This is a genomic window from Mogibacterium sp. CM50 (assembly GCF_000293155.1).
In the GTDB taxonomy this organism is placed as follows: domain Bacteria; phylum Bacillota; class Clostridia; order Peptostreptococcales; family Anaerovoracaceae; genus Mogibacterium; species Mogibacterium timidum.
The window spans coordinates 175972-190487 of record NZ_ALNL01000044.1 but is presented as its reverse complement, the minus strand read 5'-3'; the positions used below and the strand labels follow the sequence as shown (position 1 = coordinate 190487).

Sequence of the window (14516 nt, the reverse complement as noted above, 5' to 3'; positions counted from 1 at the left end):
ACATGAAAAAATATCACATTATTACTTTCGGATGCCAGATGAACGAGCACGACTCGGAGAATATCGCCGGTATGCTCGAAGGCATGGGATGCGAATTTGTTGCTGATCCTTATGAAGCGGATGTTGTAGTCATGAATACCTGCAGCGTCCGCGAGCATGCTGATAAGCGATTTTACGGCATGCTCGGACAGTTTAAAAAACGCAGAGATGAAAATAAAGATTCCCGAATCGTCTGTGTTTGCGGCTGCATGCCGCAACAGCCGCGCGTGCAGGAGGAAATCAAGAAGAGCTTTGGATGGGTAGATGTTGTGTTTGGTACACAGACAATTGGTGATTTTCCGAAGCTCCTCAATTCAAGAATAGCAACTGGCAAAAAGCAGTTTTCCATCACCGCAAACAGCCCTGTAATTCCGGATGAAAAGGAACCTAAGAGGGTTTATGAGCATAAGGCGCTTGTAAATATCACTTACGGCTGCAATAACTTCTGCACCTACTGCATTGTTCCATACACTCGCGGCAGAGAAAAGAGCAGGTCGCTTGCAGATGTTGTCGATGAAGTTAAAAAGCTGGCTTCTGACGGTGTGTTGGAGGTTATGCTGTTGGGACAGAATGTAAATTCCTTTAAGGACGGCGAAGGCAATGATTTCCCAACACTCGTCAGATATATTAACGAGATTGAAGGAATTGAGAGGATCAGATTTATGACATCCAATCCCAAGGATCTTTCAGACGATCTGATAGATTGCTTCCGCACTTGTAACAAGCTGTGTAAGCACATCCATTTACCTGTTCAGTCGGGCAGCAGCACTGTACTGAAGCGCATGAATCGCAGATACGACAGAGATAGGTATATCGAAATTATTGACAAGCTAAAAGCTGCATGCCCGGATATTGCAATCACCACAGACATCATAGTCGGCTTTCCGGGGGAGACAGAAGATGAATTTGCGGAGACATTGTCGCTAGTCGAGTATGTCGGATACGACTCAGCATTTACATTTATATACTCGCCTCGTGAGGGCACTCCTGCGGCTGGTTACACAGATCAGATACCTTACGATATCAAGCACGAGCGTTTTGAACGCCTAAACGAGGTGGTTAACGAATGTTCTCTGCGCAACAATTCGATGCTTACTGATCAAACTGTAAGGGTGCTCGTGGACGGAGCGAGTCGTAAGGACGAAAACGCATATTCGGGAAGAACTGATGGCTTCAAGCTGGTTAATATCTCGTCCGGAAGGGATATCACAGGTCAGCTTGTCGATGTCAGGATTACAGACTGCAAGACGTTCAGCATAGATGGAATTCTGGCCTAGCTATTTATTTGCCACTTAAGAATAATAATACAAAAAGGAATATTTATATGAGAGATAAACTTAGCAGCTTATTGCGGTCAGGACCGGGTATTATATTAATCCTGCTTCTGATTACTAACTTTTTAAATGGCGGACTTAAAGATCCCAAGACGTATTTCTTCAATATGCTGTTGACGCTGCCGGGCATAGTGGTGGGGCTTTCGTTCCACGAATTTGCCCATGCGTTTGCTTCAAATGCATTTGGAGACCCGACACCCAAGGCACAAGGCAGATTGACAATTAATCCGGCAAAGCACATTGATCCGTTTGGTTTCTTTGCGCTTATCTTTTGCGGATTCGGCTGGGGTGTTCCAGTACAAATAGATAATCGTTATTATAAGAGGCCTCGTTTAGACGAGTTTATCGTATCCGTCGCGGGTGTAACGATGAATCTGATAATAGCGATAGTATTCGCCTTCATATCCAGATTTGCGATTAACCTTTGGGGCAGAGATGTTATATTGACAGATTCTGTACAGGGGTTAGCTGTCAAGATTCTGCTGTACGTCGTTATGATCAATATAACACTGATGATATTTAATCTCATCCCCGTTCCGCCGCTGGACGGGTTCGGTTTAGTTACGGAGCTGTTTAATCTGCGCAAGACCGGCTGGTACTACACAGTGTATCAGTATGGCGGATTGGTTTTATTGTTGTTGCTGTTATTCGGGGTAGTCAGCAGGATACTGTATCCACTGACCAGTTCGGTTTATTCAACGCTGCTTACAGGGATTATATTAGCATAGAAGTTCTTCACAATTTCATCACGATAATTATTAGCACTCGTCACAGACGAGTGCTAAATTTATCTTGTAAGCAAGTGAGACTTGGATCATGAAATATTAAATGAGGAGGAAGGCAATGAATATTGAAAAATATACGCAGAAAATGCAGGGTGCCATTCTCGATTCACAAAATTTAGCAACTTCTTACGGGCATCAGCAGTTAGAGATAGCACATGTACATTACGCAATAATAAGCGACAGCGACGGATTGATTCCTAAGCTTCTTGAAGCTATGAACGTAGATGTGAGAGCGCTAAAGGCTGATTTAGAGAAAAATCTTGAGAAGATGCCAAAGGTTAGTGGCGGTAATGGGCAGGTATACATGAGTCCTGAACTCAACAGCGTCCTTATAAAAGCTGAAAAAATCGCCGGAGATTTTAAGGATGATTATGTCAGTGTTGAGCACCTGTATCTGGCAATTATTGATTCCAAAAACTCCGAAGTTAACGGAATCCTGACAAAGTACGGTATCAACAAGGATGATTTTATGAGAGCTCTAACGATGGTTCGAGGTAACCAGAGAGTGACTAATCAGAATCCGGAAGACACCTATGATGCTCTTAATAAGTATGGCATCGATCTTGTTGATGCAGCTAGGAAGGGGAAGCTGGATCCGGTTATTGGCAGGGATGTGGAAATAAGGCGAGCTATCGAGATTCTATCGAGGAGAACCAAGAATAACCCGGTTTTAATTGGACAACCTGGAGTCGGCAAGACTGCCGTAGTAGAGGGATTGGCGCAGAGAATAGTCAATGGTGACGTACCGGATGGCCTGAGGGGTAAGACGATATTCTCGCTCGATATGGGTTCGTTGATTGCGGGAGCTAAGTACCGCGGAGAATTCGAAGAGCGACTCAAGGCTGTTTTAAATGAGATAGATAAATCTGACGGGAACATTATCCTGTTCATAGATGAGATTCATAATATCGTTGGTGCAGGTCGCACAGAGGGATCTATGGATGCGGGAAATCTGCTTAAGCCAAAGCTGGCAAGAGGAGAGCTGCACTGCATCGGAGCGACTACACTTGATGAATATAGGAAATATATAGAAACTGACGCAGCTCTTGAGAGACGATTCCAAAAGGTAATGGTAGACGAACCTACTGTTGAGGACACGATTTCTATACTTAGGGGACTGAAGGAGAAATTTGAGATTCATCACGGTGTCAGAATCACGGACAATGCTCTTATCGCTTGTGCGACACTTTCAAACAGGTATATAAGCGACCGATATTTGCCGGACAAGGCGATAGATTTGATGGATGAAGCAGCTGCCAGAATAAGAACCGAGATTGACAGCATGCCGTCAGATCTCGATCAGATATCACGTAAAATCATGCAGCTTGAAATAGAACAGCAAGCGTTATCCAAGGAGGACGATAAGGCGAGCAAGGTAAGGCTGGAAGCAATAAGCGAAGAGCTCGCTAATCTAAAGAGTGAAAATGACGAGCTGACCGCTAAATGGTCTAACGAGAAAAAGAATATTCAGGAACTCAAGAACAAGAAGCTTGAATTAGAGGAGATTCGTCATCAGATAGAAACAGCTGAGAGAGAGTATGATCTTGAGAAGCTCGCAAAGCTTAGATACGGTGATTTGCCCAGACTCGAGAAGGAGATAGAGGGACTCAAGGAGAAGACTGAGCAATCAAGCGAAAATAGACTGCTGCGCGAGGAAGTGGGAGAAGAAGAAATTCAGTCGGTAATTTCCGAATGGACAGGAATTCCCATCAGTAAACTGGCTGAATCAGAACGCGAAAAACTGCTCCATTTAGGCGATATTCTGCATAAGCGGGTAATCGGACAGGATGCAGGTGTTAAGGCCGTATCTGAAGCGATATTGCGCGCAAGGGCCGGTCTTAAGAATGAGAATCGTCCGGTCGGTTCGTTTATATTCCTCGGACCTACCGGCGTGGGTAAGACTGAGCTGGCAAAGGCGCTTTCTGAAACTCTGTTCGACACAGAAAAAAATCTGATTAGAATCGATATGTCGGAGTATATGGAGAAACACACTGTGTCGAGACTTGTGGGCTCTCCTCCGGGATATGTCGGCTATGATGAGGGCGGACAGCTCACTGAAGCAGTCAGAAGGAAACCGTACAGCGTTATTCTGTTCGATGAAATTGAGAAGGCTCACCCTGATGTATTTAACATTTTACTGCAGCTCCTCGATGATGGAAGATTGACAGACAATCAGGGCAGAACAGTAGATTTTAAGAACACGATCATAATTATGACCTCTAACCTTCAGGAATCTCAGCTGAAGTCGTTCTTCAGACCGGAATTTCTCAACAGAATCGATGATATTATCGTATTCCAGTCGTTAAATTTGGAGGAGATTGAGAAAATCGTTGATTTGACAGTTGAGTCACTGGTCAAAAGGCTTAAGGATAGAGGCATTGAGCTTGAAATGTCACCTGAAGCCCGCAGCTATATAGCTAAGGAGTCATATGACGAGGAGTTTGGCGCCAGACCGGTTAAGCGTTACATACAGCGCAACCTGGAGAATCAAATCGCTGAGATGATAATAGGCAGCAAGGTAGTCGATGGTCAGACGATAGAAGTTGACGTCTCGGATAATGGGCTTATGTTTGATATTCGTTAGTTTGGAATCAAACCGTGCACTATTCAGCGTAGCTGCTGTATAGCAGACAGGTAAAGTTTTTAAAATGATAATTGCAGCATGGGACAGGTGTTTTTATTGCACCTGTCTCTTATGTTATACTTGATATGTTATCCGCGCATAATCGACCTTGCGCGATAGCTGCTATAATAATTTTTAATTAGTAATTACTAATTACCAAGCGTGCGTAGACCGCACACCTTCTATATTTATTCATAAGGGGGGCATATGTCGGAATACAGGGATTTATACAGGAGAGCGGCTAACGGTGAGGGCCAGGTTGTTTCTTTCAAATTCACCAACGTCCATCCGCGAGCGATAGTTCAGATAGTGCACGACATAAGCGAACATAGTCTTCGCTACAGAGAATTCGCTTCGGCGCTCAACGATGCGGGATTCTATGTATGTGGAAATGATTTAATCGGACATGGGATGAGCAAACAGGGACATCCGGGCTGCTTTGGCTTGCGCAAGAACTCCTATGAGGGACTGCTCGGCGACATCGACTCGCTGTTCCGGGAAGTCTCAAATGAAGTCGGCGAAGATATTCCAAGGATAATAATTGGAGCCGGATTTGGCGCAATGCTCAGTGAGCTCTATACAATAAGATATGGCAACATCGCCATGATTGTATCCATGGAAAATCTCGAGATCCCCGGCGGTATCAGCTTCATCAAGATGAACGCCAACAACCACATCATGAGAAAGGGATATAACTCATTCTCTGAAAGCGTTCACAACATGATGTACCAGACTGCCAAGCTCGGAGGCGGTGACGTTTACAGCGATTTTTATTGGGTTAGCAAGGTCAGAGAAGAAATTGATAAGTACATTCAGGATGACAATTGCGGGTGCATGCTTACCGCATCGGCATACAGGGAGATGATTCGAGTTATTGAGGAGCTGAGGAGCAAAAAAGGGATTGTCAGGCTTCCGGATATTCCAATCTATATGGTTGCCGGTGCTGAGGACCAACGTGGCGGCTGCGGAAATGCTGTGATGAAAATAGCTGCCATGTTAACCGAAAAGGGGCATAACGAGGTAGCGTATAAGCTTTACAAAGACTGTTATCACGATATACTGCACGATAGCTGCAAAGCGTGCGTGACAAAGGATATTATCGCTTGGATAGAGCAGAAGCTCAGCCGGATGGGATAGCACCTAGAAGAGGTGAGACATTCTGCGAAGCTTGCTTTGCTGCATATGATAGTCCATGGCATTTTTGCCTGCAGCAGGGTTCTTGGTTTCGAATGCCTCGAATATAGCCTTGTGTTCATCGAGAATAATTCTGAGGTAACCGTCGTTAAAAGTTTTTGCAGGTGCTGAATGCTTGAGATATGTCTGATATAACGACAACGTCTGGTACAGCATGCGATTCTTGGTACCTTTATAGATGATGTTGTGAAATGCGGAATTGAACTGCAGCACCTTTTCGACATCGGCCTTGAGAGTGTAGAATTCCATGAATTCGATATTCTCGCGCAGAGTATCAATTTCACTGTCGTCCATACGCTCGATTGCCCATTCGACAGCCTTGACTTCAAAGGTTCTGCGCAGGTCAAACAGATCAGATATATCGCGACTGCTAAGGCCGATTACGTATGCACCGCGGTTAGGGATGTTCTCGATTAGACCATCCGACTCCAGCTGTCTAAAGGCTTCACGAACCGGAGTCCTGCTGACATCGTACTGCTTGCAAACGGCCTGTTCCGTCAGCTTGGAGTTTGCCGGCAGCTTGCCGCTTAATATATCTTTTTGTATCTGTACAAAAAGCGTGTTGGATAGCGGCTGGTTGCTTTCGATTCCTGGGTTTGTCATCATTATTACTTACCTCCTGAGATTAGTACCGATATCGTACAAGTATACAATCTATGCATTTGTACTATCAGTATACAATTATAGTGAGAGCATACAAAAAGTCAATCAATCAATATATAGAATTAAATTAATTAAATGAAGAAGATTAAACCAATAAAATATTTTAAGAATTCAGATGAGATAAATGAAGTCCTCGACACACTGGAAGCTGAATATCCGGATGCAGGATGTGCGCTTCACCATGACTCTATATTCCATCTGCTTCTGGCTGTTGTTTTATCAGCTCAAACGACTGATGCCAGTGTGAATACAGTGACCCCTGAGCTGTTTAGTACATATCATGAACCTGCTGACCTGTCAGCTGCTGACATAAATGACGTAGAGGACATAATCAAAAAGCTGGGGTTATATAAGAATAAGGCGAAGAATCTTGTGGGCATCGGTAAACTTCTATGTTCCGAGTATGACGGTGTTGTACCACAGGATTTTACAGAGCTTCAAAAGCTCCCTGGCGTCGGCCGCAAGACTGCTAACGTAGTGCTTTCTGTCGGTTTTGGAGAGCAACATATTGCTGTCGACACGCACGTATTCCGAGTTACCAACAGGATTGGGCTGGTTGATGAGGATGATGTTTTAAAGACGGAACGATCTCTTATGGAGATTATTCCGAAACATCGCTGGTCGCATATGCACCATGTTTTTATATTCCACGGCAGGCGTTGTTGCACGGCTAGAAAACCAAAATGTGAAAGCTGCTGTATAGCGGATAAGTGTAAATATAATCAAAAATAATTTAATACTCTGTTTAATATTTATGAGACTACGTAAGGCTCCGAAAATTGCAACTTGAGCGTGTTGACGTCTCAATTACATAAATAGACATTGACGTCTCGATTTTATAAATGCATCATTGAAAATACAATGTTTAACTGATATTATATTTTTGTTGATGGATATTAGTTTAGAGGAGTTTATATTGTCATTCCATATTGTTTTAGTGGAGCCGGAGATACCGCAGAATACTGGCAATATTGCGAGAACCTGCGCTGCTACCAACACAACCCTTCATTTAGTGAAGCCGCTTGGCTTTAGTATAGATGAGAAATCTGTGAGAAGGGCAGGACTCGACTACTGGAGGTACGTCGATGTAGTTGTTCATGGTAGTCTTATGGCATTTCTAGGCGAATTCCCTAACGCCAGGATGTTTCTCTCGACTACTCATGGCGATCGCATCTATACGGATTTCAAGTATAAGGATGGCGATATGTTCTTATTTGGAAGAGAGACCGCCGGCCTTCCACAGAAGCTTATAAGTGAGAATCGGGATTCAGCCATAAGGATTCCTATGAGTGAGAATACGAGACTGAGGTCACTCAACCTCGCTAATTCAGTCAACATCGTTTTGTTTGAAGCTCTCCGTCAAAACGGATTCCCGGAGCTTCTATAGTACTATTCATTAAAAAAGCAATGGCTATCTTTTTCGAATGTTAAGGAGGAAAAAATGATTAAAGTCGGTATTAGCGGATTCGGAAGAATTTCGAGAGTCGTCATGAGAGCAGCACTTGATATGGACGATATCGAGATTGTAGGTATTAACTGGCGTAACTCCGATCTAGATTATATCGTCTACATGCTGAAGTACGATTCGACCTTTGGTAGGTTCCCTGGAGTTATCGAAAAGTATGATGACGGAATCGTGGTTAACGGCAAGAATATTCCGGTATTTAGCGAAGATGATGCTAAAAATATTCCGTGGGGCGAGTGCGGCGCTGAGTACATTGTCGAGGGTACCGGTGCATATAACACAACAGATAAGGCCCAGGCACACCTCGACGCCGGCGCTAAAAAAGTTATTATTTCTGCCCCTGCGAAGGACAAGGCTACACCTACATATGTTTTCGGTGTTAATCATGAGGATTATGATAGCAGGTTTGATGTGGTTTCAAACGCTTCCTGCACCACCAACTGCCTTGCGCCACTTTGTAAAGTAATCAATGATAACTGGGGTATTGAACAGGGGCTTATGTCGACAATTCACGCTGCAACTGCTAAGCAGAAGGTTGTCGATGCAAGGTCGATGAAGGATTGGAGGACGGGAAGATCGGTGTTTAACAACATCATCCCGACAACGACAGGCGCTGCAAAGGCTGTATCACTTGTAATTCCGGAGCTGGAAGGTAAACTGACAGGAAAAGCATATCGCGTTCCTACCGCTAACGTTTCCGTAATCGACCTCAATCTGATATTAAAGAATTCCGCAAAATACGAGGAGATTTGTGCAAAGGTAAAGGAAGCTTCCGAGAATGAATTTAAAGGCATCATCGAATATGTTGATGACGAGGTTGTGTCATGCGATTTTATCGGTGATCCTTGCACCTGTATATACGATGCAAGAGAGGGAATTGAGCTCAACGACAAGTTCTTTAAATTCATAACATTCTATGACAATGAATTCGGATACAGTGTTCAGCTGCTGAGGTTGATTCAGCACATGAGCAATGTTGATAACAAATAATCGGAGACATCTCAATCAGATAATGCCGTGCATATTGCGCGGCATATCGTTTATTTTGTACAAGCGAGGTACATGCTATGAAAAAGACAGTTAGGGATATAGATTGGGCTGGTAAAACAGCTGTAGTTAGGTGCGATTTTAACGTTCCTTTCGTTGATGGAAAAATCAGCGACGAGACTCGGATAGTTGCTGCGCTTCCAACCATCGACTATCTGCGTGAAAATGGTGCAAAGATTGTGTTGCTATCCCATTTAGGCAGACCTAAGGGAGAGCCTAAGCCGGAATTCTCGCTAGCTCCTGTAGCTGAAAGACTTGGAGAAAAGCTGGGAACGGCTGTTAGCTTTATCCCATCAGATTCGGTAGTTGACGGCAGTGTTTATGAGGCAGTCAGCAGCTTAGATGCTTCTGATGTTGCATTGCTGGAGAATGTAAGATATAGGAGCGAAGAGACAAAAAATGATCCGGAATTTGCCAGAGCTCTGGCGGCACTTGGTGACGTATTTGTACAGGATGCCTTTGGAACCGCGCATCGTGCACATGCGTCAACTACCGGAATTGCTGATTATATTCCGGCCGTATCCGGATTTCTAATCGAGAGGGAGCTTAAGTTTCTCGGCAGCGCAATTGAGTCTCCGAAGAGACCTCTTGCAGCGATAATGGGAGGAGCAAAGGTTAAGGATAAGATTCCGGTAATTCTACACCTTATCGACAAAGTTGACCTGCTTTTCATCGGAGGAGGAATGGCATATACATTCCTCAAAGCTGAAGGGTATAATATAGGCACATCGATTTTCGACGAAGAAGGATATGAACTGGTAGGCAGGATAAAATCAGAAGCTGCTGAAAAGGGGGTCAAGCTACTGCTTCCGATAGATGTAGTTGCTGCCAAAACCTTCGACAATGCTGCTGAGCACGGAATATTTAAGGTGGATAAGATTCCGGACGATATGATGGGAATGGATATAGGACCGGAGTCAGTGAAGCTTTACTGTGCAGAGCTTACAAAGGTCAAGACAGTTGTTTGGAACGGGCCTATGGGAGTGTTTGAGATGTCTGCATTTGCCGGAGGAACCAGAGCTGTTGCTGAATGTCTGGCGTCTATTGATGCAACAACAATCATCGGAGGCGGAGATTCGGCAGCCGCAGTAACCTCCTTTGGATTGGCAGACAAAATGACTCATATCTCTACAGGCGGGGGAGCCAGCTTAGAGTTCTTGGAGGGCAAGGAGCTTCCCGGTATCGCATGCCTCAGTGATAAATAAGGTAGGAGAATTTTATGAAGAAATATTTGATAGCCGGCAACTGGAAGATGAATAAATCCATAGCGGAGGCAAAAGCGTTTGCTGTACAGCTTAAGGGGGAATATATCGAGCACCCTGAACAGCTCGTGATTATAGCTCCGTTTACGCAGCTTGAGACGCTTAAGAAAGAGCTTTCCGAAACAGGTATTAGGGTTGGTGCTCAAAACGTTCATTATGAGAAGAGCGGGGCATTTACAGGAGAGATATCCGTGCCTATGCTCAAGGAGCTTGGTGTCGATATGTGTGTAGTCGGTCACTCAGAGAGACGAGAGTATTTTGGTGAAACTGACAGCAGGGTTAATCTTAAGGTTAAGGCATTGATCAATGCGGGCATAACCCCAATTCTCTGCGTCGGAGAGAGCCTTGAGATTAGGGAAGCAGGAAACGCTATGCTGTTTGTAAGTGGCCAAATTGCTGAAGATCTTGATGGGCTTTCAGCAGCGGAGGTTTCCGATGTTGTTATTGCCTATGAGCCGATTTGGGCGATAGGTACCGGTAAAACAGCGTCGCCGGAACAGGCTGAAGAGATGTGCGGTTTTATAAGAGGGATGGTAGAAGGTATGTACGGAGCAGAAACTGCAGAGACTTTGATTATCCAGTACGGTGGAAGCATGAAGCCGTCAAATGCTCCTGAACTCCTGGCAAAACCGGATATTAACGGCGGCTTGATCGGAGGTGCAAGCCTTGAGGTCGACTCGTTCATGGAGATTGCAAAGGCGGCAAATAAGCTTCAATAATATACGCATAATTGTTATTTGTAAGTCGTGCTGCATCAAAGCTATAGCTTTGAGATTTGTATATTAATTTAACGGAGGGTATGATATGTCAACTGTAATCACTAAGGTAATTGGTAGAGAGATTTTAGATTCCAGGGGTAATCCGACTGTGGAGGCTGAGGTGTGGTTAGCTGATGGGACAGTAGCTGTGGGAGATACTCCCAGTGGAGCATCTACAGGTATTTACGAAGCGCTTGAGCTCCGCGATGCTGATAAATCGAGATATGGCGGTAAAGGTGTAACTAAGGCTGTTGATCACGTAAACAAAGAAATCAGCAATCTTCTTGTTGGACAGGATGCGCAGGATATATATGCTATCGAGAAGCTTATGCTTGACGCAGATGGAACTAAGGGCAAGAGCAACCTTGGCGCCAATGCTATACTCGCTGTTTCTCTCGCCTGCTCAAAGGCTGCTGCGGAATCTCTCGGGATTCCTCTTTTTAGATTCTTCGGGGGAATTAATGGGAATACCCTTCCGGTTCCTATGATGAATATTCTAAATGGAGGAGAGCATGCATCCAACACCGTAGACGTGCAGGAATTTATGATTATGCCTGTTGGAGCGCCTTCTTTTAAGGAGTGCCTCAGATGGTGTGCAGAGGTTTATCATCAGCTTGGAAAAGATCTCAAGAATGCAGGATACTCTGTAGGAATTGGAGATGAGGGTGGCTATGCACCTGATTTAAAAGATGAATTTGAAGTCTTAGATTACATAATTGCAGCAGTTAAGAACAGCGGATACGAGCCGGGAAAGGATTTTGTAATTGCAATTGACGCTGCAGCTAGTGGTTGGAAGACTGACAAGACAGGATTCTACAAGATGCCAAAGTCAGGAAGAGAGTTCACTGCTGCTGAGCTTGTTCAGAACTGGGCTGAGTTTTGCGACAGATATCCGATTGCATCTATAGAGGATGGAATGGACGAAGATGATTGGGATGGCTGGAAGCTCATGACAGAGAACCTCGGTGACAAGATTCAGATTGTCGGAGATGATCTTTTTGTTACTAACCCTGAGAAGCTTGCAAAGGGTATCGAGCTTGGTTGTGCCAATGCAATTCTTATTAAGCTTAACCAGATTGGAAGTATCTCTGAAACGCTGGAGGCAATCGCTCTTGCTAAGAAGAATGGATATAATGCGATCGTTTCCCACAGATCCGGAGAGACTGAGGATACGACTATTGCAGATCTTGTGGTTGCTGTGAATGCTTTGCAGATTAAAACCGGAGCCCCTGCTCGTACTGATAGAGTTGCAAAATATAACCAGCTGTTAAGAATCGAAGATAAGCTTGGTAAGGGGGCTAAGTTTCCGGGAGTAAAGTGCTTTTAGGCCTTGCGGATTAGGGGGACAGTTGGAGATTATAAGAGCTGAACATTCAGGGTTTTGTTTCGGCGTGCAGAAAGCCATTGACAAGACCTTTGAACGAATAGACGAAGCGAAAAGGGATTGCCGCACAACTTATACGTGCGGCAATCTGATCCATAACAAAGCTGTCATCAACAAAGTAGCTTCTAAGGGCGTATGTATGATTTCATCGCTTGATGAGGCGACATCGGGTGACGTTGTTATAGTGCGTTCGCATGGTGAACCGAAGGAATTTTACGACAAGGCGGAAAATTACGGGATAGAGCTCGTAGATACTACCTGCGTATTCGTAAAGAAGATTCATGAACTTGTTTATAAAGCCTATTTAGACTGTAGGCCGGTGATAATAGTTGGAAGCGCTGATCATCAGGAGGTGAAAGCAACTAACGGTTGGTGTAATTACACAGCCATTATATTGGGAAATGCTCAAGAAGCTCGTGATTATGCAAAGAATTGCTGTGTAAATCAAATTCCGCTTGTAGTATGCCAGACTACTATTCGAAGAGAACTGCTGGATTCGATAATTGAGGTGTTTGATGAAGCTGCGATTCCATATGAGATAAAGAATACGATATGTAACGCTACAAGGGATAGACAGGAAAGCTGTGCAGAACTTGCGGCGAAAGTCGATTGTATGGTGGTTATTGGCGACCCAAGCAGTTCAAATTCAAAAAAATTATATGAAATAACAAATAATAATTGTAAAAACGCAATGTTTATCCAGGATATTTCAGATTTAGAGTTGAAAGAATTACACAATTATAATAAAATAGGGATAACTGCGGGTGCCTCGACACCCGAATGGATTATTAAGGAGGTTATTGCTAGTATGAGCGAAAATGTCACAGCTAATGTTGATCATAATCCTATGTTGGATTTTATGGATGACATTGAGAATTCTTTGCGTCTACCAAGACCTGGAGAAATTGTTGATGGAACTGTGCATCAGGTAATGGATAATGAGGTAATCGTTAATATCGGATGCAAGAAGGACGGAATCCTTCAGAAGAGTGAGGTTACTCTAGAGCCTGGACAGACTCTAGTTGACTTATTCAAAGAGGGAGATGAGATCCAGGCTAAGGTAATGAAGTCCGATGATGGCGAAGGTGGAATTCTTCTGTCCAAGAAGAGACTCGAGATGAACGAGAACTTCAAGGAACTTGCTGCAGCACAGGCTAACAAGGAGATTATCTCTGTTAAGTTGGTCAAGTCCGTAAATAGCGGAGTTATTGCTGCGTATAAGGAGATATCGGGATTTATTCCTCTATCTCAGCTATCGGACAGATATGTTGAAAATGCCGATGAATTCCTGGGACAAACAGTAGATGTTGAGGTCATCAAGGTTGACAACAAGCGTAATAGAGCAGTTTTCTCAAGAAAGGCTGTACTAGTTGATGAAAAGCGCAAGCAGATTGCGGAGATTTGGGCAAACCTGAATGTTGGCGATATCGTTGAGGGTAAGGTTATGAGATTCACTGACTACGGTGCCTTCGTAGACATTGGTGGAGTTGACGGTCTTCTTCATATTTCTGAGATTTCTTGGGGTAAGCTGAAGCACCCTAAGGAGGTTCTTAACATCGGAGATATCATCAATGTTAAGATTCTTGCTCTTAACGAGGAGAAAGGAAAGATTTCTCTTGGACTTAAGCAGACTCAACCTGAACCTTGGTCCCTTGTCGGCTCGAAGTACGAGGTTGGTCAGGTTATTGAGGGCAAGGTAGTTCAGATTAAGGACTACGGTGCTTTTGTTGAGCTTGAGGCCGGTCTTGATGGGCTGGTTCACATCTCTGAGATTGCTAACAGAAGAGTTGAGAATGTTTCTGATGAACTCGAGCTCGGGAAGATAATCACTGCTAAGATTATGGAGATCGACGTAGATAGAAAGAGAATCAGCTTGAGCATTAAGGCTTTACTCGGTGATGAGGAAGAGTCTGAAGTGGAAGCAACAGAAGAATAATGATCGTTTGATTATTTAGGCCGGCT

12 protein-coding genes are annotated in these 14516 nt (G+C 44.1%); 11 read left to right on the top strand and 1 reads right to left on the bottom strand.

The window, feature by feature from the left end; genetic code table 11:
• Nucleotides 1-2 precede the first annotated feature (2 nt).
• From miaB to HMPREF1152_RS08275, 4 genes are all read left to right on the top strand, one after another.
• The gene (gene miaB / locus HMPREF1152_RS08290) at nt 3-1316 is read left to right on the top strand and encodes a tRNA (N6-isopentenyl adenosine(37)-C2)-methylthiotransferase MiaB (RefSeq protein WP_009644716.1); all 1314 of its coding nucleotides are present in this window, start codon (nt 3-5) and stop codon (nt 1314-1316) included.
• A 47-nt stretch (nt 1317-1363) separates the two neighbouring features.
• A complete protein-coding gene (locus HMPREF1152_RS08285; RefSeq protein WP_009644779.1) occupies nt 1364-2101 on the top strand; it encodes a site-2 protease family protein in 738 nt (245 codons plus the stop codon).
• A gap of 115 nt (nt 2102-2216) precedes the next feature.
• Nucleotides 2217-4742 carry an ATP-dependent chaperone ClpB gene (gene clpB, locus HMPREF1152_RS08280; RefSeq protein WP_009644835.1) on the top strand — a complete coding sequence of 842 codons (2526 nt, stop codon included), beginning with the start codon at nt 2217-2219 and terminating at the stop codon, nt 4740-4742.
• 246 nt (nt 4743-4988) lie between these two features.
• The gene (locus tag HMPREF1152_RS08275; protein ID WP_009644748.1) at nt 4989-5918 is read left to right on the top strand and encodes a serine aminopeptidase domain-containing protein; all 930 of its coding nucleotides are present in this window, start codon (nt 4989-4991) and stop codon (nt 5916-5918) included.
• A gap of 3 nt (nt 5919-5921) precedes the next feature.
• Here the strand turns inward: HMPREF1152_RS08275 and HMPREF1152_RS08270 are convergent, their stop codons facing one another.
• Entirely contained in the window at nt 5922-6581 is a 660-nt protein-coding gene (locus tag HMPREF1152_RS08270) for a GntR family transcriptional regulator (RefSeq protein WP_009644808.1), read from the bottom strand.
• A gap of 132 nt (nt 6582-6713) precedes the next feature.
• On the opposite strand from HMPREF1152_RS08270, the gene nth reads away from it, so the two are divergent.
• The 7 genes from nth to HMPREF1152_RS08235 all read left to right on the top strand — a co-directional run bounded on the left by nth (nt 6714) and on the right by HMPREF1152_RS08235 (nt 14490).
• Complete coding sequence (nth, locus tag HMPREF1152_RS08265; protein WP_009644605.1) at nt 6714-7370, top strand: endonuclease III; 657 nt, start codon at nt 6714-6716, stop codon at nt 7368-7370.
• Nucleotides 7371-7554: 184 nt separating this feature from the next.
• A complete protein-coding gene (gene trmL / locus HMPREF1152_RS08260) occupies nt 7555-8025 on the top strand; it encodes a tRNA (uridine(34)/cytosine(34)/5-carboxymethylaminomethyluridine(34)-2'-O)-methyltransferase TrmL (protein WP_009644714.1) in 471 nt (156 codons plus the stop codon).
• Between the two features lie 54 nt (nt 8026-8079).
• Nucleotides 8080-9093 (top strand): type I glyceraldehyde-3-phosphate dehydrogenase, encoded by a 1014-nt coding sequence (gene gap, locus HMPREF1152_RS08255; protein WP_009644849.1) that lies wholly within the window; start codon nt 8080-8082, stop codon nt 9091-9093.
• 77 nt (nt 9094-9170) lie between these two features.
• The gene (locus HMPREF1152_RS08250; RefSeq protein ID WP_009644795.1) at nt 9171-10355 is read left to right on the top strand and encodes a phosphoglycerate kinase; all 1185 of its coding nucleotides are present in this window, start codon (nt 9171-9173) and stop codon (nt 10353-10355) included.
• A 14-nt stretch (nt 10356-10369) separates the two neighbouring features.
• A complete protein-coding gene (tpiA, locus tag HMPREF1152_RS08245; protein ID WP_009644851.1) occupies nt 10370-11131 on the top strand; it encodes a triose-phosphate isomerase in 762 nt (253 codons plus the stop codon).
• 85 nt (nt 11132-11216) lie between these two features.
• Entirely contained in the window at nt 11217-12497 is a 1281-nt protein-coding gene (gene eno, locus HMPREF1152_RS08240) for a phosphopyruvate hydratase (RefSeq protein ID WP_009644660.1), read from the top strand.
• Between the two features lie 22 nt (nt 12498-12519).
• Nucleotides 12520-14490 (top strand): bifunctional 4-hydroxy-3-methylbut-2-enyl diphosphate reductase/30S ribosomal protein S1, encoded by a 1971-nt coding sequence (locus HMPREF1152_RS08235; RefSeq protein WP_009644695.1) that lies wholly within the window; start codon nt 12520-12522, stop codon nt 14488-14490.
• Nucleotides 14491-14516 lie beyond the last annotated feature (26 nt).

Bases quoted from the DNA above. Each gene is read 5' to 3' on its own strand.
- miaB (WP_009644716.1), top strand. From the start codon at position 3: ATGAAAAAATATCACATTATTACTTTCGGATGCCAGATGAACGAGCAC.
- HMPREF1152_RS08285 (WP_009644779.1), top strand. From the start codon at position 1,364: ATGAGAGATAAACTTAGCAGCTTATTGCGGTCAGGACCGGGTATTATA.
- clpB (WP_009644835.1), top strand. From the start codon at position 2,217: ATGAATATTGAAAAATATACGCAGAAAATGCAGGGTGCCATTCTCGAT.
- HMPREF1152_RS08275 (WP_009644748.1), top strand. From the start codon at position 4,989: ATGTCGGAATACAGGGATTTATACAGGAGAGCGGCTAACGGTGAGGGC.
- HMPREF1152_RS08270 (WP_009644808.1), bottom strand. From the start codon at position 6,581: ATGATGACAAACCCAGGAATCGAAAGCAACCAGCCGCTATCCAACACG.
- nth (WP_009644605.1), top strand. From the start codon at position 6,714: ATGAAGAAGATTAAACCAATAAAATATTTTAAGAATTCAGATGAGATA.
- gap (WP_009644849.1), top strand. From the start codon at position 8,080: ATGATTAAAGTCGGTATTAGCGGATTCGGAAGAATTTCGAGAGTCGTC.
- HMPREF1152_RS08250 (WP_009644795.1), top strand. From the start codon at position 9,171: ATGAAAAAGACAGTTAGGGATATAGATTGGGCTGGTAAAACAGCTGTA.
- tpiA (WP_009644851.1), top strand. From the start codon at position 10,370: ATGAAGAAATATTTGATAGCCGGCAACTGGAAGATGAATAAATCCATA.
- eno (WP_009644660.1), top strand. From the start codon at position 11,217: ATGTCAACTGTAATCACTAAGGTAATTGGTAGAGAGATTTTAGATTCC.